General features: G+C 40.7%; 22 protein-coding genes. 2 read left to right on the top strand and 20 right to left on the bottom strand.

The window, feature by feature from the left end; translation table 11 throughout:
• Positions 1–120: 120 nt before the first annotated feature.
• The 6 genes from efp to FPK91_RS03440 all read right to left on the bottom strand — a co-directional run bounded on the left by efp (position 121) and on the right by FPK91_RS03440 (position 4,031).
• Complete coding sequence (gene efp, locus FPK91_RS03465; protein WP_144208046.1) at positions 121–681, bottom strand: elongation factor P; 561 nt, start codon at positions 679–681, stop codon at positions 121–123.
• A gap of 45 nt (positions 682–726) precedes the next feature.
• Positions 727–1,926, bottom strand: a complete 1,200-nt coding sequence (gene earP / locus FPK91_RS03460) for an elongation factor P maturation arginine rhamnosyltransferase EarP (protein ID WP_405127354.1) — start codon at positions 1,924–1,926, stop codon at positions 727–729.
• A 152-nt stretch (positions 1,927–2,078) separates the two neighbouring features.
• Positions 2,079–2,606 carry a flavodoxin FldA gene (gene fldA, locus FPK91_RS03455; protein WP_144208039.1) on the bottom strand — a complete coding sequence of 176 codons (528 nt, stop codon included), beginning with the start codon at positions 2,604–2,606 and terminating at the stop codon, positions 2,079–2,081.
• Between the two features lie 49 nt (positions 2,607–2,655).
• A complete protein-coding gene (gene ybfE, locus FPK91_RS03450) occupies positions 2,656–2,928 on the bottom strand; it encodes a LexA regulated protein (RefSeq protein WP_076540961.1) in 273 nt (90 codons plus the stop codon).
• An 8-nt stretch (positions 2,929–2,936) separates the two neighbouring features.
• Positions 2,937–3,158: a DUF2788 domain-containing protein gene (locus FPK91_RS03445; RefSeq protein WP_144208036.1), complete on the bottom strand. Its 222-nt coding sequence runs from the start codon at positions 3,156–3,158 to the stop codon at positions 2,937–2,939.
• A gap of 108 nt (positions 3,159–3,266) precedes the next feature.
• A complete protein-coding gene (locus tag FPK91_RS03440; protein ID WP_144208033.1) occupies positions 3,267–4,031 on the bottom strand; it encodes an alpha/beta fold hydrolase in 765 nt (254 codons plus the stop codon).
• Positions 4,032–4,341: 310 nt separating this feature from the next.
• On the opposite strand from FPK91_RS03440, the gene seqA reads away from it, so the two are divergent.
• Positions 4,342–4,953, top strand: coding sequence for a replication initiation negative regulator SeqA (gene seqA / locus FPK91_RS03435; RefSeq protein ID WP_144214105.1), 612 nt, complete (start codon positions 4,342–4,344; stop codon positions 4,951–4,953).
• A gap of 33 nt (positions 4,954–4,986) precedes the next feature.
• On the top strand, positions 4,987–6,627 hold the full coding sequence (pgm, locus tag FPK91_RS03430) for a phosphoglucomutase (alpha-D-glucose-1,6-bisphosphate-dependent) (RefSeq protein WP_144208030.1): 1,641 nt from the start codon (positions 4,987–4,989) through the stop codon (positions 6,625–6,627).
• Between the two features lie 128 nt (positions 6,628–6,755).
• Here the strand turns inward: pgm and FPK91_RS03425 are convergent, their stop codons facing one another.
• From FPK91_RS03425 to hyaA, 14 genes are all read right to left on the bottom strand, one after another.
• Positions 6,756–7,937, bottom strand: coding sequence for a DUF1501 domain-containing protein (locus FPK91_RS03425; RefSeq protein WP_144208027.1), 1,182 nt, complete (start codon positions 7,935–7,937; stop codon positions 6,756–6,758).
• A gap of 1 nt (position 7,938) precedes the next feature.
• A complete protein-coding gene (locus FPK91_RS03420) occupies positions 7,939–9,444 on the bottom strand; it encodes a DUF1800 domain-containing protein (protein ID WP_144208024.1) in 1,506 nt (501 codons plus the stop codon).
• Between the two features lie 335 nt (positions 9,445–9,779).
• Positions 9,780–9,950: a hypothetical protein gene (locus FPK91_RS20965; RefSeq protein WP_168926906.1), complete on the bottom strand. Its 171-nt coding sequence runs from the start codon at positions 9,948–9,950 to the stop codon at positions 9,780–9,782.
• 76 nt (positions 9,951–10,026) lie between these two features.
• Positions 10,027–10,374, bottom strand: coding sequence for a hydrogenase maturation nickel metallochaperone HypA (gene hypA / locus FPK91_RS03415; RefSeq protein ID WP_144208021.1), 348 nt, complete (start codon positions 10,372–10,374; stop codon positions 10,027–10,029).
• Positions 10,374–11,387 (bottom strand): hydrogenase expression/formation protein HypE, encoded by a 1,014-nt coding sequence (hypE, locus tag FPK91_RS03410; protein ID WP_144208018.1) that lies wholly within the window; start codon positions 11,385–11,387, stop codon positions 10,374–10,376. The genes hypA and hypE overlap by 1 nt, the downstream gene beginning before the upstream one ends.
• The gene (gene hypD / locus FPK91_RS03405) at positions 11,377–12,501 is read right to left on the bottom strand and encodes a hydrogenase formation protein HypD (RefSeq protein ID WP_144208015.1); all 1,125 of its coding nucleotides are present in this window, start codon (positions 12,499–12,501) and stop codon (positions 11,377–11,379) included. The genes hypE and hypD overlap by 11 nt, the downstream gene beginning before the upstream one ends.
• On the bottom strand, positions 12,501–12,743 hold the full coding sequence (locus FPK91_RS03400) for a HypC/HybG/HupF family hydrogenase formation chaperone (RefSeq protein ID WP_144208012.1): 243 nt from the start codon (positions 12,741–12,743) through the stop codon (positions 12,501–12,503). The genes hypD and FPK91_RS03400 overlap by 1 nt, the downstream gene beginning before the upstream one ends.
• A 4-nt stretch (positions 12,744–12,747) precedes the next feature.
• Complete coding sequence (gene hypB, locus FPK91_RS03395) at positions 12,748–13,464, bottom strand: hydrogenase nickel incorporation protein HypB (protein ID WP_144208009.1); 717 nt, start codon at positions 13,462–13,464, stop codon at positions 12,748–12,750.
• A gap of 177 nt (positions 13,465–13,641) precedes the next feature.
• The gene (gene hypF, locus FPK91_RS03390; protein ID WP_144208006.1) at positions 13,642–15,999 is read right to left on the bottom strand and encodes a carbamoyltransferase HypF; all 2,358 of its coding nucleotides are present in this window, start codon (positions 15,997–15,999) and stop codon (positions 13,642–13,644) included.
• Positions 16,000–16,002: 3 nt separating this feature from the next.
• Positions 16,003–17,904 (bottom strand): hypothetical protein, encoded by a 1,902-nt coding sequence (locus tag FPK91_RS03385; protein ID WP_144208003.1) that lies wholly within the window; start codon positions 17,902–17,904, stop codon positions 16,003–16,005.
• Positions 17,897–18,451 carry a HyaD/HybD family hydrogenase maturation endopeptidase gene (locus tag FPK91_RS03380; RefSeq protein WP_144208000.1) on the bottom strand — a complete coding sequence of 185 codons (555 nt, stop codon included), beginning with the start codon at positions 18,449–18,451 and terminating at the stop codon, positions 17,897–17,899. Before FPK91_RS03380 ends, FPK91_RS03385 begins: the two co-directional genes overlap by 8 nt.
• Positions 18,452–18,454: 3 nt before the next feature.
• Entirely contained in the window at positions 18,455–19,120 is a 666-nt protein-coding gene (gene cybH / locus FPK91_RS03375; RefSeq protein WP_144207997.1) for a Ni/Fe-hydrogenase, b-type cytochrome subunit, read from the bottom strand.
• A 28-nt stretch (positions 19,121–19,148) separates the two neighbouring features.
• Positions 19,149–20,852 carry a nickel-dependent hydrogenase large subunit gene (gene hyaB / locus FPK91_RS03370; RefSeq protein WP_144207994.1) on the bottom strand — a complete coding sequence of 568 codons (1,704 nt, stop codon included), beginning with the start codon at positions 20,850–20,852 and terminating at the stop codon, positions 19,149–19,151.
• Between the two features lie 3 nt (positions 20,853–20,855).
• Positions 20,856–21,992: a nickel-dependent hydrogenase small subunit gene (hyaA, locus tag FPK91_RS03365; RefSeq protein ID WP_144207991.1), complete on the bottom strand. Its 1,137-nt coding sequence runs from the start codon at positions 21,990–21,992 to the stop codon at positions 20,856–20,858.
• Positions 21,993–22,237 lie beyond the last annotated feature (245 nt).

Raw genomic sequence — 22,237 nt, 5'->3', positions numbered from 1 at the left:
TTGATAAGTTTATAAGTTAACTTATTAAAATTTATAGATAATAATAAAAAAGCCAGCAAATGCTGGCTTTTAAAACGTTACGATTTAATTAATGATGATATATCGTAATGTTCGTCGCTATTAAACGCGTTTCTTGAACTCGTTAGTACGAGTATCAATTTCGATTTTATCACCGATTTTAACGAATTCAGCTACAGTAACAACACCACCACCAGTAATAGTTGCAGGCTTCATCACTTTACCTGAAGTATCACCACGTGCAGCAGGTTCAGTGTAAGTGACTTCGCGAACGATGCTTGTTGGTAATTCAACTGAAATCGCTTTACCTTCATAGAAAGTCACTGAACATTCTTCTTCCATACCGTCAACGATATAAGCAGAAGCTTCACCTAAGTTGTCAGCTTCAACATCATATTGGTTGTACTCAGCATCCATGAATACATACATAGGATCTGCGTAGTAAGAATAAGTACATGTTAAACGTTCTAGAATGATGTCTTCCATTTTGTCATCACCTTTAAAGGTGGTTTCAGTGGTCGAATCTTGTAGCACATGCTTAAGTTTGATTTTAACGATTGCAGCGTTACGGCCAGAGCGAGTTGTTTCAGTTTTCTGAACAACCCATGGGCTGCCATCTAACATGATCACGTTACCAGGACGGAGTTCATGAGCAGTTTTCATTCTTTTATTCCTATATTTAGGTATTAATTTTAATTGCGCAGTATCTTAGCTGGTTTTAATAAATTGAACCAGTCGAGTCGCGAGATCTGCATTATTTTTAGCACTAATTGCCCAATCTTTAGCATGAAGCTGCATGGGTAATTGTACTGAAATTATTTGTTGCCAATAATCTGAGATATCGACACGTTGTTGATTGAACGCAAAATTAACTTCAGAAAAGGTATTTGCAAGTCCATCATCAAGTTTATTGGTATAGATACTAACAAAAGCCTGTAATTTTACTAGGTGATAATCTTCTTCTTGTGGGTATATATGCCAAATAAAGGGTCTTGCAGCCCATTGGGCGCGCAAAAAAGAGTCTTCGCCGCGTACAATGTTGACATCACAGCTCCACAGTAGCCGATCAAAACCGTTTTGATCAGTCATTGGCAAAATGTGAATCACCAAGTTTTTGATGCGATATTGCTGGCTGGGTTGTATTTCATCAATCGTCACCGGCAGCAGATCTATGATGCTGGTTAAGCTTTTACCCATTGGGATCAGTGCATGGATAGTTTGGGGAGAGTGACTCCAATGATTAACCAGATTGGTTAGCGCTGCTGATTCATAACTAAATACCGATACCACCATATCATCAGCATTTATTCCAGTTAAACCAAGCTGCTTGAACAACGAAAGTTTATTACTTGAGTCTGATTGCCAACGATCACGTTGGTTGAACAAATCATGCTCACAAATTAAACCACCACTCTTTTGGCTAAAACCTGGGAAATAGAAATATTTTTTCAGGCCACTGGTTTGCATTGAGGGCAAACCGTGACAACCATCAACCCAATCTTCTGCACAAAGGTATTCAAGGTTTATCCATAAGGGAGGAAGAATATTATTTGAGTTGGTAGTTTTGTCTTTATTCGTTTTATGAATAGCTTCTATCTGAGCAACTACCTGTGAAGGTAATTCACATGAAAACGCCTCAATTAATACAGATCCTGATTTATATTCTATATTAAATGGACTATTCCATTGAAATATATTAACACCATGAAAGTTTTGAGTCGCTAAATCAGGGTTTAATTGCGGTAGGATGTGAGAGAAGCTATGTAGATCATCGACCCAAAGGTTAATCTCTATCTGATATTCAGCATGTAATTGTTTTGCAAGACGCCATGTAACACCAATGTCGCCGTAGTTATCTACTACTGCACAAAAGATATCCCAGTGCTGCTTACTTGATGTATTCAATATCTTGTCTCGTTTGAGTCATAGTGATTAATAGCAGCAATTAATCGATGTACTTAATTACTGTTATCAATAAAATAAGGCGCTAAAAAAAGCGGCCAAAGCCGCTTTTTTATGTGTTCTCACTCAGTAGTAAAAACACGATTAGAGACTCAATATTAGTCTTCTAATTCAGCTAAGCACATTTCTTCATAAATTTGCTTAACCCATGCGTCAACGCGCTCTTCAGTAAGTTCTGGCTGACGATCTTCATCAATACCTAAACCAATGAAGTGCTTATCATCAACTAAACCTTTCGATGCTTCAAAGTCGTAACCTGCCGTTGGCCAATGACCAATGATAAGGCCACCACGTGCAGATACGATATCACCAACCATACCCATAGCATCAAGGAAATACTCTGCATAATCTTCTTGGTCACCACAACCAAAAATAGCAACGAGCTTGTCAGTGAAATCTACTTGCTCAAGTTCTGGGAAAAAGTCATCCCAATCACATTGTGCTTCACCGTAGTACCATGTTGGAATACCAAACAAAATCAGATCGAAATCTGCGATTTGTTCTTTGGTACTTTTGGCGATGTCTTTAACATCAACCATTTTTTTACCCAACTTTTTCTGGATCATTTTGGCTACAGCCTCGGTATTACCAGTGTCACTACCGAAAAAAAGACCTACAGTTGCCATCGTCTATCCTTTAAATATCATGTTCGCTTGGCGAATTTTAAAAAACGGTTCAGTTGTCGATTTGTTGTTGCAGGATTAATTCGATTAACTGGCTACGGCTGATGTTACTGGCCAATGCTTGTTCATTCAAGGCGTCATACAAAACTTGTGACACCTTTAACTCTATTCGTTTTAATCCGTTAGCGCGATCACGTTGTATTTGATTGCGCTTATTGACCTTTAACTGTTGTTCCCGACTAAGGGGATTGCTTCTAGGACGTCCACGACGTTTTTCTGAAGCAAACAGGTCAATGGTGGTTCTGTCTGTTGTTTCTTTTGCCATCGTTCTGTTTAACCGATCCCTGAACCTTCCCAGGTGATCTGTATAATACCTTTTGCTACAAACCCGGCACAGCCAAGGAATAATACTAACCATACGATGTAACGTCCGAATTTAGGCACTTTACCTTGCTTCAGGACATCATGAATAGCCATACCAATTAAGAAAAATACTAAAGCAAAAAACAAGTTTAGACCTAATGTCTCAATTTGATCCATGTATTGATTCAACATGTTTTTACCTTCAGTTTAACTTTAAGGCTAAAAGAGGGCGGGAATATATCACATTGATATACTATGAGCCATACTGTCACGTTCATTTGAGTAAAATTTACAAGGTGTTTATTTACTATTGTTATCAATAAACTCGACTACTAATCGATTAAAGATTTCTGGCTTCTGAGCATGCAGCCAATGGCCAGTACCATTGATGGTTTTGGCACTCACTTTTGGAAATTGCTGCATAATCGCATTGGTATGCTCTGCCAACACGTATTCCGATTCACCACCACGGATGAAAAAACACGGTTTATTGTATTGTTTAGTTGGCATGTCCCAGCCAATGATGTGCGAATAATTAGAAATTAACCCTGCTAAATTCATCTTCCATTCAAAACCATGCTCAGTTCTTTGTAAGTTTTTTAATAAGAACTGTGCTGTCCCTTCATCTATATCTGCTTGAGCAAGATGCGCTAATGCTGATTTTCGACTGGTATTATTATCCATTGGCAATGAGGTTAATCCAGCAAAAACTTTTTGATGACGTGGCTCATATGCTACGGGGGCGATATCGGCGACCACAAGACTAGTGACTTTTTCAGGGTGAAGTAATGCTAATGCCATAGCGACTTTTCCGCCCATCGAATGACCCACAAAATGGGCTTCTGTTAAATTCAATGTTTTGAGTAACTCTACACATTCGTTTGCAAGACTTGGATAGTCCATGTGTTGCCAATGCTCGCTCAAGCCATGATTAGGTAAATCCACGCGAATGACTTGATGATTTTCTTCTAATGCATTTGCAAGATTTTTCAGGTTATCTAAATTACCAAATAAGCCATGTATTAAAACAACGGCAGGGCCAGTTCCTGAAGAGACATAATGCATTGAAGTTTCCATGTTGATATTCAATAAAGTCGTGATTTTGCCTTTAAAAGGGGGGATATATCAAGACTTGTTGTTAATTAGCAAGCTGATATATGTTCATTAAAGCATCCAACGGTGACTTTGATGAGATGAAATTGACTAAATTTGAGGGATTTAGCTGATTTTGCTCTTTAACCAATGGCAGTTGATGGGTAGACTGTCATTATATGAAGATCGATCTAAATCGATCGCTAATGCCACCCGTATTGAAACTGCATTTGGTGGCTTTGTCGTTTTTGACCAAAGTTTAAGACTAAAGGAACAAGCAACTATGAAATATATTGAGATAGATGAAGAGCTCTATCGTTATATTGCCAGCAAAACGGAGCGTATCGGTGAAAGTGCATCTGATATTCTACGTCGTTTATTAGATCTTTCAGTCGAATCAATTGAACTTGCAGAGCCTTTAGCTATTAGTCATCCAAGTTTAGAAACAGCACACGCAGTCACAACAAGCCAAGTTATTGTCGAAGCTAAGGCTGAAATTGAAGCTGCTGTAGAGCAACCAACTGATTATGCAACTGAAAACGAAGCTGTTACTGCTGATGTTGATTTTGCTGACGTTGTGCATGAGCATTTATTATCGCAACAAAAAGGCGCAGTAGGTCGCTTCATGTACCTACTTGATTCTTTATCGGCAATGACACCTTCAACCTTCAGCCAAATTTTAAAGATTCAGGGTCGTGGAAGATTGTATTTTGCCCGCACTAAGGCTGAATTACTTTCAGCGAGCCAATCTGCTAATCCGAAAGAAATTGGTGCTAGCGGTTATTGGGTAACAACAAACAATAACACCGCCAAGAAGCGTACAATTTTATCTGAAGTACTGGTGCAATTAGGTTGTAATGAAGAGCTGGCAAAATCTATCGCGACAAGAATTTAATTAAGTTTAATTTAAATATAGAGGAGTGAACTGGTGGCTATTCACGAAAGAGCAGGAACTGTTGCAACACAAAAGGATTTGATCAATTTACCAAAATTGATGAGCCATTATTATCGCATTGTGCCAAATGTTGAAGATGTTCAGCAGAAAGTCACTTTCGGTACATCTGGTCACCGTGGTAGCTCGCTTAAAGCCAGTTTTAATCAAAACCATATTTGGGCAATCACCCAAGCTGTTGTGGATTATCGTCTGCAAGCCGGTATTAAAGGACCAATGATTGTGGGTTTTGACACTCACGCATTGTCTTATGCGGCTTATATGTCAGTACTTGAAGTTTTGACAGCAAATCAAGTCGCCGTAAAAGTACAGAAAAATGATGGTTTCACGCCAACACCAGTCGTATCGCAAACGATTATTACCGCAAATCTTGCTGGTGGTAATTTAACTGATGGACTAATCATTACCCCATCACATAATCCACCACAAGATGGCGGGATTAAATATAATCCGCCACATGGTGGACCGGCAGAAGGCGAGATCACTAAACAAATCGAAGCTGACGCGAATGCATACTTAGCTAATCAGTTAAGTGGTGTTAAAAAGGTTAATTACGGCACCGCCATAGAGTCAGGTTGGATTGATGAAGTTGATTTTATTGCTCCTTATGTTAACTCATTAAGCAGCGTTATTGATTTAGACGCCATAGCCAAAGCTAAGATAAAAATTGGTGTTGATCCACTAGGTGGTTCAGGTATTTATTACTGGTCTCATATTGCTAAGCAATACGGTTTAAACATTACCTTAGTCAATGACAAAGTCGATCCAAGTTTTAGTTTTATGCCGTTAGATAAAGATGGTCAAATCCGTATGGATTGCTCATCTCCTTATGCGATGGCGGGTTTGTTAGCCCACAGTGAGAACTTTGATGTCTGTGTGGGTAATGACCCAGATTATGATCGCCACGGTATTGTGTGTCCTGGTTTTGGTCTAATGAATCCAAATCACTATCTTGCTGTCGCTATCGATTACTTGCTGACTTACCGTAAAGATTGGTCTGCAGATTTGGCTATTGGTAAAACTCTGGTTTCTAGCGCCATCATCGATAGAATTTGTAAATCACACCAACGTCATTGCTTAGAAGTACCAGTTGGCTTTAAATGGTTCGTTGAAGGCTTAGCAAACAGTAGTATTGCTTTTGGCGGTGAAGAAAGTGCAGGTGCAGCCTTTTTAAATAAAGATGGCTCTACTTGGTGTACGGATAAAGATGGATTTATCTTAGCCTTATTAGCGGCTGAAATTCTTGCTGTCACTGGCAAAACGCCTGCACAGCGTTATGTAGAATTAACCGAGCAATTTGGTAAAAGCTTTTATACCCGCATCGATAGTCCAATTAGCCTTAAGAAAAAAGCCAAGTTCGAAAAGCTATCTTCCGACAGTTTTACTGACACAGAACTTGCAGGTGAAACTATAACTGCCATTTTGTCACATGCGCCTGGTAACAACGCGGCCATTGGCGGCATTAAAGTAACTACTGAAAATGGTTGGTTTGCAGCGCGTCCATCTGGTACTGAAGCGCTATTTAAAATCTATGCAGAGAGCTTCATTAGTGACGATCACCTTGCAGATATCATCAGTCAGGCACAAGTTATGATTGATGCAGCGCTTAAAGCTTAAAGTGTGAACATCATAAAAGCCGTTTCATAAAGATTTGGTTCAATATGAAGTATAAAAAGCCTGACTATTTAATATGATAGTCAGGCTTTTTAGTATTTGGCACTTGGTATTAAGTAGGGATTGAAACCTTATTCCATGATTTTAATATCATAAGCTTTATGTAAGGGAAGTACCTGTGCAATAGCGTTATCGCTTAACTGCCAATGTTGTTTCAATACACTGGCTATCCAACTAAAACTATTAGTTGTTGGCTGTAAGTCCCGCTGTTTAAATAACTGCTCTGTATTAAGTCCGGGCCAATCACCTAATACTTTCCCGCCTTTTACTTTGCCACCAGCAATGAACATTGCACTGCCTGTACCGTGATCAGTGCCTTGAGTGCCATTTTCTTTTACGGTGCGGCCAAATTCTGTGGCAATGACAACAACAGTATCATTCCATTGAGACCCCAAAGAGGACTTTAAGGCCGCTAAGCCACTGTCTAATTCAACTAACTGTTTCGATAAACGCTTATGCTGATTATTGTGAGTATCAAAGCCACCCATTTCTAACATGGCACAATCAATGTCATTACTTTTTACTAGAAAATTACCACATGCTGCTGCTAACTCGATAAATTTACGACTGGTTTTTTTACTATCATCAATCATGGCAGTGTCTTTAAGTGCTAATCCATCGGTTAAATTCTGCAGTAAGCTTTCATCACCTTGATATAAGGTATTTAATTGACGATATATATCGTCATCTGCAGCCTTGATATTTGCTGGGTACCAGGTGTTAACAGCGTTGCTTCCACGTAAGCTAATGGGCGTACTATTGGCAATGGCAATCGCTGATGAAGTTTGTTTACTATTTTTACTATTACTTATCACAGAATTAGAAAGACCACTTAAAGATCTTGCTAGCCATCCAGAATCCAAGTTATTTAAATTACCGCCGCATTCGAGGTAATCTTGACCATCAAAATGTGAGCGACTTTCATAACCTGATGATACAGCGACAATGGGCAGTAATTGCTTGTCTAAGTACCACTTATGTAAATGAGCTAAAGCGGGGTTAAGCCCAAACTGGTTATCTAATGCTAGGGCGTTTTTTACCACGCTCTTGGCTAGAGTAGGGCGTAACGTGAGTAAGTTGTCGTCTTTTAGCGGAACTACAGTGTGCAATGGGTCTAAAGCCCCTCTAAGCATGACCCAAACTAGATTCTTCTTATTGGTTTTGATATCGGTTGCTAAAGCTGATGTCGATACTCCACTACTTAACATCACTAAACTGGCACCGAGTCCTTTAATAAATTCGCGACGTTCCATGTTATCTCCTTAAAAATTCAGGACTCAATAGCAGTAATGCCAGTGCTTGATCGCGACTTTCAGCTCGGGTAATGGTCTTATAAGATGACTCTGTCATGGTTTGACCAAAAGTATTTACAATCAAATCTGCTGCCATTTTTTTACGTTGGCGCTTAGCTAATCTCACCGACCAGTTAATTTTGGTCATCAGCGCATTGGCTCCATTCCAATCTTGCTCATCGTCACTAAAGCCTGCTGGAGAATTTGCATTAAAAGGTTGCTGGCCTAATTCAGTTAGTAACTGAATAAATTTGCGACCTTTTGGTACTGAAATATCAAATGCTCGATAAGCTGAGATAACAAACTCTGTTGGTGTTTTAAACTTCTTCGGTAAAGGTTGCCATGCCTCAGTTGAGCTAATCATGGTGATCATCACTTGTTTGATATTACCGTTAGAGCGAATCCAGGTTTTTACTAATTGATTTTGTAACGACGCGGAAGGTTCATCTGCGATAAAGTGTTTGGCTAACTTATAACAAAGATGTTTTGCAGTTTGAGGATGCCTTGCGATATCCACCAGCATGGCTTGCCCTTGTTCAATACCGGATTGAGGGTACTGCTTGTTAAGTAATTTTCTTGTGCCTGATTCATGGCCATTTGAGCGAAACAAAAATCCGGTTTGTTTGTCTCGTTTAGGGTTGGCAATACTCCAACCACTAATGCCTTTTGCTAGTTCAATCACATCAGTTTGTGAATAGCCGCTATTTACCCCTAAGGAATGTAATTCAAGTATTTCACGGGCTAGGTTTTCATTTAAACCTTTTCCTCTTTTACCTAATCTTGAATTAGCGCCAAAAGACTTTTCATTATTTAAATATTTAATCATTGCGGGATGGGCAGTAACAGCAAGCAGCATATCTTCAAACGAACCTAACAGATTGGGCGCGATAGCCTCACGCTCAAGCGTCGGTGCGAGTCCTGTCATGAAAGGCCCTTGAGCTGTAACGCTGAAGTGATTAGAAAAGAATTGTAATAGCCGCCAACTCAGGGAGTTAGGTGAGTCAATTGCACTTTGTAAACTGCTGGTGGTTAATTCAATAAAAGGTGTTCTAAATGGCGGTTTATTTTTAGGCTTTCGAGGCTCTGCCATGTCATTGTCTGGAGCACCTCCGTTAGCGTGACTTGTATCAATAGACAGACTGTTAGCTGTTTCTGTGGGTATATTTTTACCTACAGTGCTAGTGTTTACCGCTTTTCTATCTCGTTGTTTCTGAGATTGATAGTCTGCCAAAAGCTGCATTATAGAATCAGAACTATATTGAGTGGGTAAAAACTCGGGTATCACTAATTGATTAATCAAAAAGGCTTGCGGATCTTTTTCCGCAAGTGTTAATTCGTTAGGCTTTGCGCCCAGGCCAAAACGATTTACTGCAATCACGGCATTAATTTGCGCTATGGACTCTTTATGCAAATCAAGACTCGTGGAGTCATTTAATTCAGATGATTCATATTGCTTTTCTAATGGCATCACACTTCCTTGAATATGTCTTAATTAGCTGCGACTAAACTGTATAAACTTCATGACTAAACATAACCCATATTTATATTATTTAGTGAAAAGTGACATAGTTTTACATTGGTTTGCATAAATGGACATGACTCTGATTGTTTTATGTTCAAAGTTGGAATGAGAAAAGCGATAGGAGTTTAATACGATTCTACATAAGCGTTTGCAGTTTGTGTGTTTCTCCATTTTACAATGTAATAAACACAAGTTTGCTTCAAAGATGGGTCAAATAAATGATCTATATTAAAACGAGAGAGCCCTGTATCTAGAGCTCTTCGAGAGATATCTAACGTTATTTATTTTGTTTTTTGATAGATAACAAATGCGACGATTGCGACCAGTCCAATGGCTGGTGCTAGTTCAGAAAGATGATGAAATAAGCCTGGTGCACCATGACCTTCATGGGCAAAGGCAAGAGTAGGAGATACGGCTAGCAATAAGGCGGTAAGCTGAGTTGATGTTTTCATGATGATTCCTTAAATTTTTCGTTAGTTTAATTTAATGGTTAACTTGCAAGCATCGCTATTATTTTTAATTGATACTTTACGGCGTGTTCATTTCAAGTTGCATTAACATCATTTGTTCTCCATCCATCACATGGGTGTCGGTGCCATGACAAGTCGGACAAACAATGTTGCGCTCTGTTAATTCAGTTTCGGTATCACAATGCCTACAATGGATCACTAGCGGCTGAATGTTCATATCAAGCTCTGCATTATGGCAAATCCCATCAAGTTTGAACGTTTCGAATGCCGTTGCCAGTAGTTGTGGTTCAACGCCACTCAGTACGCCTACTTTAATTTTTACTTTAATAATTTCATTGGCATTATTGTCACGTGCTAATTGTTCAATTTGCTCTATTAACGAGGTGACAATTGAATATTCGTGCATTAGCAAATCCTTGGCAGTAATTCACCTTGTGGTACATCTAAGTAGCGACTACTTCCCCACGGGGTATTGAGTATGACTTTACCTTTGTTATCTTTAATTACGTGGCCGATAATACTGGCGGAGTCACAATGGCAATATTGTTTCATTATCGCTAATGCTTGCTCAGCAACATCTTGAGGCAGGGCGATAATAAATGTGCCTTCATTGGCTAAATCAAAGGCTTCAAAACCGTACAATTCACACAATCCTTGGACTTCTTGAGATATGGGGATGTGTTTTTCATCTACTTGAATACCGACGTTAGATGCAGTCGCCCATTCATTGAGTACCGCAGATAAGCCACCTCGAGTGGCATCGCGCATGGCATGAATGTCGATGTTGGCGGCAATTAACTGCTCAACAATAGGCCAAAGCGTGGCGCAATCACTGGTGAGTTCAGACTCTAACGATAAACTGTCTCGTGCCATTAAAATGGCTGCACCATGACGACCGATATCTCGCGATACAATAATGGCATCACCAACTTGCAGGTTTTTAACTGAGATGCCGGGCTTTAAGATACGTCCCACACCTGATGTATTAATAAATATGCCGTCGGCGCAGCCTTTAGGCACAACTTTAGTATCTCCACATACAATGCGGGCACCAGATTGGTGTAACTCAGTTGCCATGCTTTGCACTATGGTATTGAGGTCTTTAATTGCAAAACCTTCTTCTATGATAAAGCTGCAGCTTAAATACTCAGGCTGCGCTGCCATCATGGCTAAATCATTGACTGTGCCTGCAATAGCGAGCTTACCGATGTCACCACCGGCAAAAAATAATGGCTCTACGGTAAATGAATCGGTTGTGAAGGCGGTTTGGCCGTACAGGTTTAATTGTGCTGCATCTTCTTGTGATTCTAGGATTGGATTTGAGAAAGCTTTAAAGAACATATCAGTAATTAAACTGTTCATTTCTTTGCCACCACCACCATGACTGAGTTGCACTTGTTGATATCTTTTAGCCGGCATTAGTGACTCCTGTATAACGATAATAGGCATTACAAGCGCCTTCTGAACTAACCATGCAACTGCCTAGCGGACTCTCTGGGCTACAGCCTTTGCCAAATACCTTACAATCTTGCGGGTTAGCGATGCCGCGCAAAATATCACCGCACTGACAGGCTTTATGATCATCGATTTCTACAGTGGGTAAATGCTGTTTGAAGATGATTTCGGCATCACGGTGAGCGAATTCAGGTTTAAGTGTTAATGCTGAATCGGGAATAGGCCCTAAACCACGCCAACGAAATGAATCTCTCAGGGTGAGGTACTGATTAATTAATGCTTGCGCTGCTTGATTGCCGTCGTAATTCACTGCGCGGCTGTATTGAATATCAAGTTGTGCTGTATCGTTATACTTTTGCTTTACGATGCGTAATATCGATTCCATCACATCTACAGGCTCAAAACCGGATACCACCACAGGTGTTTGGTATTGATCTACCGCCGCTTGGTAAATTTTAGCTCCGCTTATAACACTGACATGTGCAGGGCCGATAAAGGCATTAACTCTGGCTTGAGGATCTGCCATCACGGCATCAATAGCAGGTGGCACTAATACATGATTGATATGGAATAACAAATTATTGATTTGTTGTTTTTCTGCTTGATCAATGAGCACCGCTGTCATCGGGGTTGAGGTTTCAAAGCCAATAGCAAAAAATATAATGGTCTTATTAGGATTGTCTTTGGCAATGCTCAGCGCATCCATTGGATCGTATAAAGGACGAATATCGCAGCCCTTTGCACGGTATTGCGCTAAATTGCCGTTGGAGCCTGGCACTCTGATCATGTCACCTAATGTTAGCAATATTACGTCGGGCAGTTGCGCTAATGCTGCAGCATGATCAATGCGTTCTTTAGGCATAATACATACTGGGCAACCTGGTCCGTGAATAAAATTGATGTTAGCGGGCAGCAGTTGTTTCAAACCATACTTCATGATGGTATGAGTGTGACCACCGCAAACTTCCATAATATTAATATTAGAGGTTATCTGGCTGGAATATTGATTTATCTGCGCTGCCAGTGCTTTGATAATGTCTGGATTGCGAAACTGTTGATATAAGTCTGTGAGTTTCATTAATCACACCCTTCGTTATTGAGCTTATCAACTATCTCTTGGTAGAGTTCTAAACTCAATTTCGCATCAGCTTCATCGATTTTATTCATCACAAATCCAATATGGATAAGTACAAATTCTCCGATAGCTAATGGCTCTGTCATCAAGTGGCTACTGACACGACGTTTAACGCCTAAGGTGTCGACGGTAACGCTGGCATCATCGTGTATCTCAGTGATTTGTGACGGTACTGATAAACACATAGTGTTACGCTCCTCTAAATGCGCTAATCCAATCGGCGACTTGTTTAAGGGATTGTGGGTCTTTAATTGAAATAGGCATTAATGTCACATCAGGATTAAGCTTTTTAAGCTGTTGCTCACATTCGGATAAGGAGAAATCAAAGTGCTCGACTAAATCCATTTTAGTAATTAACACTAAATCAGCACGGCGAAACATCACCGGGTATTTTTCAATTTTATCGTCACCCTCAGGTACTGATAGCAGTACTATATTCTTGTGAGTACCCACATCGTAACTTGCTGGACAAACAAGGTTACCGACGTTTTCAACAAAACAAATATCAATGGGCGCTAAATCGATATGATGCAGTGCTTGATGCACCATAAAGGCATCTAAATGACAGGCTGATCCAGTTTGAATTTGATACGCACTAATGCCTTTGGCAATTAAGCGGTCTGCATCTCGAGAGGTTTCTAAATCACCTTCAATGACAGCATATTTAGCCGTCATTTGCTGTTGCAGGTGTTCTAGTAAGGTTGTTTTACCGCTACCTGGGCTACTCATTAAATTAAACGCCATGACATTATTGGCTTCAAAATGCTGCCTATTATGCTGAGCTTCATGATCGTTCTTATCCAATATCTTATGAATTACCGATAAGGTTTTCGCATCATTGAGCTGCGGGTTGCTGTGTAGGGTATGTTGATGGTCAGTTATTGAACATCCGCAATCTTGGCACATAGTCATATTCCTTTTCTAAATCGCCTTATTGTCTTAATTCTAGTATCGATGGCGATGTCATAATATTCTTTGATTCGTATCAGCTATTAATCTCTAAGTGGATGTTAATGCTGAATATGTGATCTATCTTTTGTCAATTAGGCTGTATAATAGGTTGTTTATCTTTCAGTCTATTTTTTACGTGTTTTGTCGTAAGAATGCATACCATAATTGCCCTAATGAAATACCAGCATCATTGATGGGAACAAGTTTACTTGGGAGTATGTTCCGGTGATTAAGCCTTTGGTGGCAGAGCGTGAGCAGGAGTTTATTTTGGAATACGCCGCCACTAAATACCAAGGCATAGTCTGGATATTCTGCTGCTACATCAGTTATAACTAGGCTAATACTGTTAGTGAATTCAAAACATATTTGCTCTATTTTGATACCGTTCACATCAATATTTAATTCAATAATGTGTTTGAGTAATTTACTTGTGTCCCAAACCGGAGTACTTGCCGATGGTTGGCTATCAGCTAACTGTAAAACGGTATTGTCCAATATCTCCGTTGACCATCGATTGGCTTGGGCTTCAATCAACATTCCCGCTTGGGATTCAAATTCATTGGTTTCGATTAGGTTCAGCGCTACAGCGACTGCATCAAACACACGACCGACGGAACGACATTCAATACAAGCAATATTACCTAGCCACATTCGATGCAAGTTCGTTATGGTTTGTAACGTCATTTTTTGAATCGCGCTAATGGGCAAGGCTTGAATTTGCTTAAGGGTGTAATGCTCGAATAATAAAGCCAGTAAAATTCTTACCGGTTGCTTTATGGCTTGCTCGCCGCCAATTAATTTGAATGAAGAAAAATGGCCAACATTTTTGAACTGAGTCCCGTCTGCTATCAAGCATTCGCTGCCCCACAGAGCGTCATCATCTCCAAGCCCTGTTCCGTCGAAACTAAACCCAAGCACAGGTTCTTGATAATTATTAACTGCTAACACACTCAATATATGTGCGTGATGATGCTGCACACTTGATACTGGTGTTGTTTTCTGAGTATTTGCCCATTGACTGCAAGCATAATCAGGATGCTTGTCGGTGATGATTTGCTCGGCTTCAAAACGATATAATCGGTTGAAGGTGTTGATGGTATCTTGAAATAGCTGATTGGTTTCAAGGTTATTTAAATCACCAATATGCGGACTGATAAAGGCGTTTTGATTGAAGGCAAAACATTGGGTGTTTTTTTGCTGAGCGCCCACGCCCAAAACAGCTTGTTTGAGTTTATTGGGCAGGGGAATACTGAGTGGCGCATAACCTCTAGCTAAGCGTATTACTTGAATTTGGTTGTTGATTAGCTGTACTACGCTATCGTCACAAGCATTAATAATAGGGCGGTTGTGATCGACGATGCCATCTATGACATGACCCAGTTTTGCCAAGATGTCACTAGATTTAGTGATGATGGGTAGACCTGAGATGTTAGCACTGGTCGCGACAAGGGGTTTATTGAATGCTTTTAGTAATAAATGATGCAGCGGTGTGTAAGCTAAAAAGATACCGAGCTTGTCAATATCTGGGGCGATCAAGGAACTGAGTAAATTGCCTGTATTACTATTTTTAGTCATCAAAGTGATGGGTTTCTCAGCGGAGTCCAACACTCGCCACTCCATGTTAGATCCAACGACTAATTGCCTTGCTTGCACAATGTTTGCCGCCATAATGGCGAAAGGTTTAGCAGGTCGTTGTTTACGTTGGCGTAGCGTTGCAACTGCAGCATCATTGGTGGCATCACAAATGATGTGAAAGCCGCCTAATCCCTTTATTGCGAGTATTTGGCCTTGATTTAACGCCTCAACAGCTTCCTTTAAAATGGCTGCCTGGTCATGGACTGCTTCGCTTTTTACTCCATAGGTGATACTGCTATAGCTCAATCGTGGGCCGCATTGAGGACAACTCACTGGTTGTGCATGATAGCGTCTATTCATAGGGTCGTTATAGGCTTGCTGACATTCATCGCACATAGTAAATGATGCCATCGAAGTTAGATGTCGATCATAGGGTAGCTGTTTAACAATGCTATATCTGGGGCCGCAATTGGTGCAGTTAGTAAAAGGATATTGATAATGGCGATCGTTAGGATCAAATATCTCAGTTAAACAATCCACACAGGTACTTTTGTCCGCTGAAATTGAAACAATTGCACCTTGGTTTGAATCATTGTCTGCATTTGAGCTGTTTGTATTCGAACTAGAAATAATAGAAAAACTCGATAGTTTGCTATCGATTTGTTCTTCCATGACATTTAACGAATCAATTCTGGCCAGTGGCGGCGGACTCACTCTTAGTTTGTGCACCACTTGATTGATGTCTGTATTAAGCCCTTGAAGATGGATACATACGCCTTGGTCATTGTTTAGTACTGTGCCGACAAGATTTGATTTTGTCGCCAACTGATAGACAAAAGGGCGAAAGCCAACACCCTGGACAATGCCATTAATATTGAGTTTAACTTGCTGTAAGTAAGCTTGGTGAATGCCCATGAGTTACCTCACCAACCGTCTTTTGGCAAGATACAAGCCACCGATTGCGAGATTAGCGCCATCTAAGTCCAGTTCTCTATTCACAATGATGGGATAGTTCTTATTAGCACGAATACAAAGTCGGTCTGCAAAAACGCTGTAACTAAGGTCGTTACCAGCAAGTACTAAGGCATCAACACCTTGTTGCTGTTCAAGGTGGTCCAGCCAATTGCTAAGATAGTCTGCTAATGAATCAAAAAAGCCAAAGGCTAAGATTGCTGGATTCGCTCCGGCGAGTTTGAAACTCATTAAGCTGGCTAGGGTTCTACGCCAATTGATGGTGCGGCATTCGTTTTCAGAGCAAAGAGGAAAGTCAATTCTTGGCGCGTTAGAGCCATTGTAACTTTGCGCTAGAGCGTGAAATGCATCGGCTTTACTTACCGTTGTCTTTAAATGAGTAAGTTGTTCATCTTCCAATATAATCATCGCTGCTATAGCGATGAATGTTTGCAAATTATCTGTACGACTTATGTTGTTTAAACGGGTGCTAGCTAAGTACTTAATTAATGTTGGATACTCAATAGCAAACTTATCAAATATCTTTGCTTCATCTTGCTTTAATCGTTCAGCAATATCAGCGCCAGAATGAGGGAATGTTGGTAATACTAAAAATTCGGTGATGTTTTGTTGTTTGTCTTGGGTTATCAAGCTACTGCGATTGTCATGACTAAAAAACAAGGTAGCAGTTGTTATGGTTTTTTTGTCTTCAGATGTCAGTTTTCGATTGGCTATTTTATTAATCTCTTGCTCAGATAAATTGAGTAAACCTGCATGCATAGCGCAGGTAGCGGCATCAATACCTGTTAGTTTTACTGTCGAATGAGCCTCAGTATCAGGGGAGTAATGACAATGAATTACTTTGTTTGTCCAAGTAGCAGAGTAATGTTGATAACTTGAATCATCGTGAAGCGGTGTCATCCCTGTGGATGTGATTGGCCCATGAGCTGCAATTTCAACCCAAGCATTATTGACGCGTGTAATCGTAGCCCTTGTTAAAGCATGGATAGGCGAAATATTATTTTTACAATCAATATCTCCATTATGTTCAGCACTAACATTAATATATAGCCAGTCTATCCCTAATGTACTTAATTGATGGCTTAGCACCATTAGAAAGCGACTACTTGCAAAGTGCACAGTGTAATAGCCCTTTGTTAATTTCAGGTCGTTTTGGCCTGTAGAGTGTTGAGATAATTGGTCTGTTTGCGTTCTTAATTTAATGAATGGTTTTTCAAGACTTGATAAGGCCAAGACTTCAAAAGGTTGCACTACAAAGTAATGATTGAGCTTACTGGTGTTACAAATAAGGACATTTTCGAATAGGGTTTGGCAATTCGGTACGTGTGCTACAGGTTTTTTACTCAGTGTAATCTGGGTATTGTCTCCAACAGCAATAGATAGAATGGAATCCTGTTCTAAACGCTGGGCAAACGATTGAATATCATTGGTGGTTAATGACCGTTCAATATCACTTAGGTGTTCATGCCCCTGACATTGATGACAGGGAGTATTGATATTAAGAAAATGCTCATCGCTGTCGTTAACCATATGTGGCTGACATTGACTACAGTAATGATTTACAAGTCTCATTCCTTGTGGATTAGTTATGGACTTTTTGCTGCCTTTACGCTTTTCTATAACGGTAATATCAGCAAAATCTAACCAAATTGAATATAAAAAATTAGCGGCAATTTCATCAGCAAGCGTGGCTAATTGTTGCTCTGTTGCTTCAACTTCTAAAAAATAGCACTTATTGGCATAGCCAGCAGTAAAGTCAAAGCGCGTGTCATTCATGTATTGATTACATAGCTGGGCATAAAAGGGCACTTGGCGATAACAGTGAAAGTTAAAACTGATTCTAGGCATATTGCTGACATCCGCGTTTATATGAATCAGGGATCAAGTCATTGATATTGACTGGCTGCTTTTTGATGTAGGAAAATCCGGCTTTTTCTAGATGCTGTAGTAATACTTTTTCCATTGTTGGCACTGCTGCCTGTATCGATTCAGTTAAGCCTAAGGTCATAGGCTCAATAACAGTTGGGGTAACACCAATGACGTGGGTATTGGGTCTATCACCGACCATTTCCATCATAATAAGCGTTTGAAGCATCTCAACTTCATGGGCACTACCTTGCCAATCAATCTCTGGAGGCGCTTGATCAAAGTTAAATGAATATACTTCACCTGGCTTAACACCTGGGCTGTTAACAGTATCAACAACGATAAGGTTGTCGTATCGACATAGGATAGGGATCAAGCCTTGGGCAAGCGTGCCACCATCTAAAATATCTAACTGGTGGTTTGGCTGATCAAATGTGTATTGTTCATCGATATAATTAACAAAATGCACGCCGATACCTTCATCGGCGTACAAAACGTTGCCTATACCTATCAGTAAGGTCGTAGTCAAAGGCTAGTGATCCTTATGGTAGTCATAACCTGAGACTATGGAGTCGACAGAGTTATGTTTAAAACGAATGCCTGACCAAATGGCCATATAGACATGGATAACCATGAATATAATGAATGCCCAGGTAACGATGTGATGCCATGTTCTTACTTGAGCAAGGCCACCCATTAACGCAGTAAACCAGGCTGATACTTCCCAAATCGCGCCGCCTAAACCTTCATGGTAAACATTGGCGTATAGCACTAGGCCTGTAATACACATAAATACCGCCGCTGCAGAAATGCCAACATAAGTGACATACTGCAAAGGCCCATAAACACCTACTTTGTGTAAATGTCCCATCCATATATAAGACTTAATTTGAGTTATCCAGCTCTGTAAACTGAATACATCTTTTAAGGAGTTACGTTCAATTTTACTTTTACCAAAAAAGAACAAGTAACAACGGGCAATGGTGACAGCGGTAAGTACAAAACCAAAAATTAAATGGACAAAACGAATCCAGCCTTGTACCAATACATCAGACGATTCCGGCGCGACTAAAAATGGCCAAGATAGATAAAATCCTGTAACTATCAAAACCACAATCGCAAGTGCTCTAAGCCAATGGAAAATTCGTATGGCTGGCGAGAATATGAGTTGTCTATGGTGAGTTGCAATCTGAGTCATAATCCTTTCCTCTTAGATCCGCAAAAGTCTAAAACCCGTTAGGATCGATTCTAAATTCACCTAAATCATTGCCTTTGTAATCCATCACGTGCACGGCGCAGGCCATACATGGATCAAAAGAGTGAATAATTCGAATGACTTCTAGTGGCTTAGTGGGATCTTCAAGTTCTAGCCCAATAAGCGACGCTTCATAGGGGCCAACTTTCCCGTCTTTATCAACAGGTCCAGCATTCCAGGTCGTTGGTACGATGGCTTGGTAATTTTCAATTTTACCGCCCTTGATCCTGATCCAATGGCTTAACATGCCTCGCGGCGCTTCGATCATGCTATGGCCTTCGTACTCACGCTGCGGATCAATTTCTGGAGTGACATAGGTTGATTCATCAGATTGTAAGTTCACTAGCATGGCATCGAATGTTTTTAAGCCCTCTTCAGCCACAATGACAGTCTGCAGCATACGAGCGGCTGTTCGACCTAAGGTGGTAAATAAGGCGCCAATGGGTAAACCAGTAGCACTCAGTAAGTCATTAACACTGTTAACGACGACCTCATTACCACGGGCATAACTGACTAACAGACTCGCAAGAGGGCCAACTTCAACAGGTTCACCTTGATAACGTGGTGACTTAACCCAGGAGTATTTACCATCACCATCTACGGTCGGTAATTTGCCATATACCGTATCGCGCTCAACAAAGCCGGTGTAATTTGGAATTGTTGTTCCTTCATAAGGATGCTGCGGCGCGCTAGCGTCATACCATGAATGGGTGACATCTTCTTTTATTGCATTAGGGTCAATGTCGCTTACGCCTGCCAAATCGCCATTCATGATCACGCCTTGGTCGAACATATACTTACCGTCAGCGAGTACAAAATCATTAGTTGCCATGAAGTTTTTGACGTTAACGCCGCCTAATACACTAGGTTCGGTGCCAAATGCGGCAGCGGCCATCACGATGTCAGCTTTGTAAGCACGAATGATAAAGTCATGCACTATGGCGTGTTTTTGTTTCCATTCTTGTAATCTTGCAGGACTTAACATGTCTCGTACTGCTGTTACGCCGCCAACCACTAATGATTGTGGGTGAGGGGATTTACCACCAAATATGGCGAGCATTTCTGCTGCGACCCGTTGAACTTCTAACGCTTTTAGGTAATGAGAGAGAGCAATCAAGTTTTGCTCAGGGGTAAATCTATAAGTTCTATTGCCCCAATAAGCATTCGCAAAAGGGCCAAGTTTTCCAGTATCGACTAGTCCTTTAACTCTCTCTTGCGTTGCTCGTAAATCGCCTTCTCCAGCAGCAATAGGATTTGCGGTATATTTATTTGCCTCTTGTGCTGCCAGTGCAGGATCGGCGCTTAATGCCGATACTACATCGACCCAATCTAAACCATGTAAATGGTAAAAATGCACAATATGATCATGCATATACAAAGACGTTTGCATTAGTGAACGTAAGTATTTTGCGTTTAACGGTATTTTTACGCCTAAGGCATTTTCAACCGCTTCAGTGCCGCAACGATAATGGGAATAAGTACACACGCCACATATGCGCTGCACAATTAGACCCACATCCATAGGGGTACGGCCCTTTAATATTACTTCGATACCACGCCACAAAGTTGATGATGACCAAGCCTTTTGAATCACATTATTTTCATCGACCTCAACTTCAACTCGTAAATGACCTTCAATACGGGTGATAGGATCAATAACTACACGTTTGCTCATGGTTTATTCCTCTAGCGGCTTGGCAAAAAGACTGGTTACAGCGTGGGCACCTATGCCTACAACGGTCGCACCTAAAATGACGGCGCCAATAGTATCGGCTGTGGCGTCAATGCCGTGGAGTAGCTGCCTTCCTAATGGTTTCTCAAAATCAGCCATGTCATCCCAAAAATTAGGTTCTGAACAACCAATACAGCCATGACCTGCTAGCACTGGCCAGCTTGTATGATGATTGAAACGTTCAGTAGGGCAGTTGTTATAGGTATAAGGCCCTTTACAACCTACTTTGTATAAGCAGTAACCATCTTTTGCGGCTTGATCGCCAAAGGTCTCAACAAATTCGCCAGCATCAAAACGTCCTCGTCGTTCACAGTTATCATGAACTCTGGCGCCATAGGCCCATTTAGGGCGATTGAACATATCTAAAGCCGGCAGTTTTCCGAACATGATGAAATACATCAAAGTACCGACGATGTTCTTTTCACTAGGAGGACAACCACCGAGGTTAATAACGGGCTTATCGATGACGTCTTGTACACCTTTGGCGCCGGTTGGATTAGGTGACGCAGCTTGTACTCCACCAAATGCTGCGCAGGTTCCCACAGAGATAATGGCAGCAGCGCCTTTAGCGGCTTCTTTTACAATGTGCATGCCTGTGTGACCTTTACAGCCAACAGTGAGAAACGCGCCATTATTAGCGGTTGGGATTGCGCCTTCGACAGCCAGTAAGTAATTGCCTTTGTAAGCCTCTAATGCGTGCTCTAGGTTTTCTTCTGCCTGCCAACCAGAAGCTGCCATTAATGTTTCATGATATTCCAATGAAATATGGTCAAAGATTAGGCTATCTAAGTTTGGGGTATCGGTTCTTATAAGGGATTCTGAACAACCTGTACATTCAGCCATGTGTAACCAAATTAGCGGCACTCTATCGGCGAGTTCTGCGGCTTCAGCAACTAAGCTTGAAAATGGAAGGGGTAAAGCGAGAAGTGCAGTAACGGACGCACTCCATGTCATAAACTCACGTCGGGTAATCCCACTTTTTATTAATTTGTCTTCTAGGGTTACGCTCTGACGAGGTTGTAGTTTCTGTAACTGATCTAAACGAGTTTTACATCGTTGATATAGAGCTGCATGTGTATCCATCTGATAACCTTTTCCGTGTTGGAGGATCAAACTGCTTTTTCTAATATAAAACTGCTGGGAAAATGGTCATTGATGTAAATCAAGGTTAATTTGATTATTGTGTTACTTAAAGAACACAGAATATTTGTTTAATGTTTAATCAGTTATCGGTTAATTAGTGATGCAAATAATGCTCAGGTTTAAGCTTATGGGATGCGTGTTGATAGCCCAATAAGGACTAAATCAGTCAGTAGATGATGGTAATG

Source organism: Shewanella donghaensis, from assembly GCF_007567505.1.
Lineage (GTDB): Bacteria > Pseudomonadota > Gammaproteobacteria > Enterobacterales > Shewanellaceae > Shewanella > Shewanella donghaensis.
This window is presented reverse-complemented; position numbering and strand designations above follow the sequence as displayed.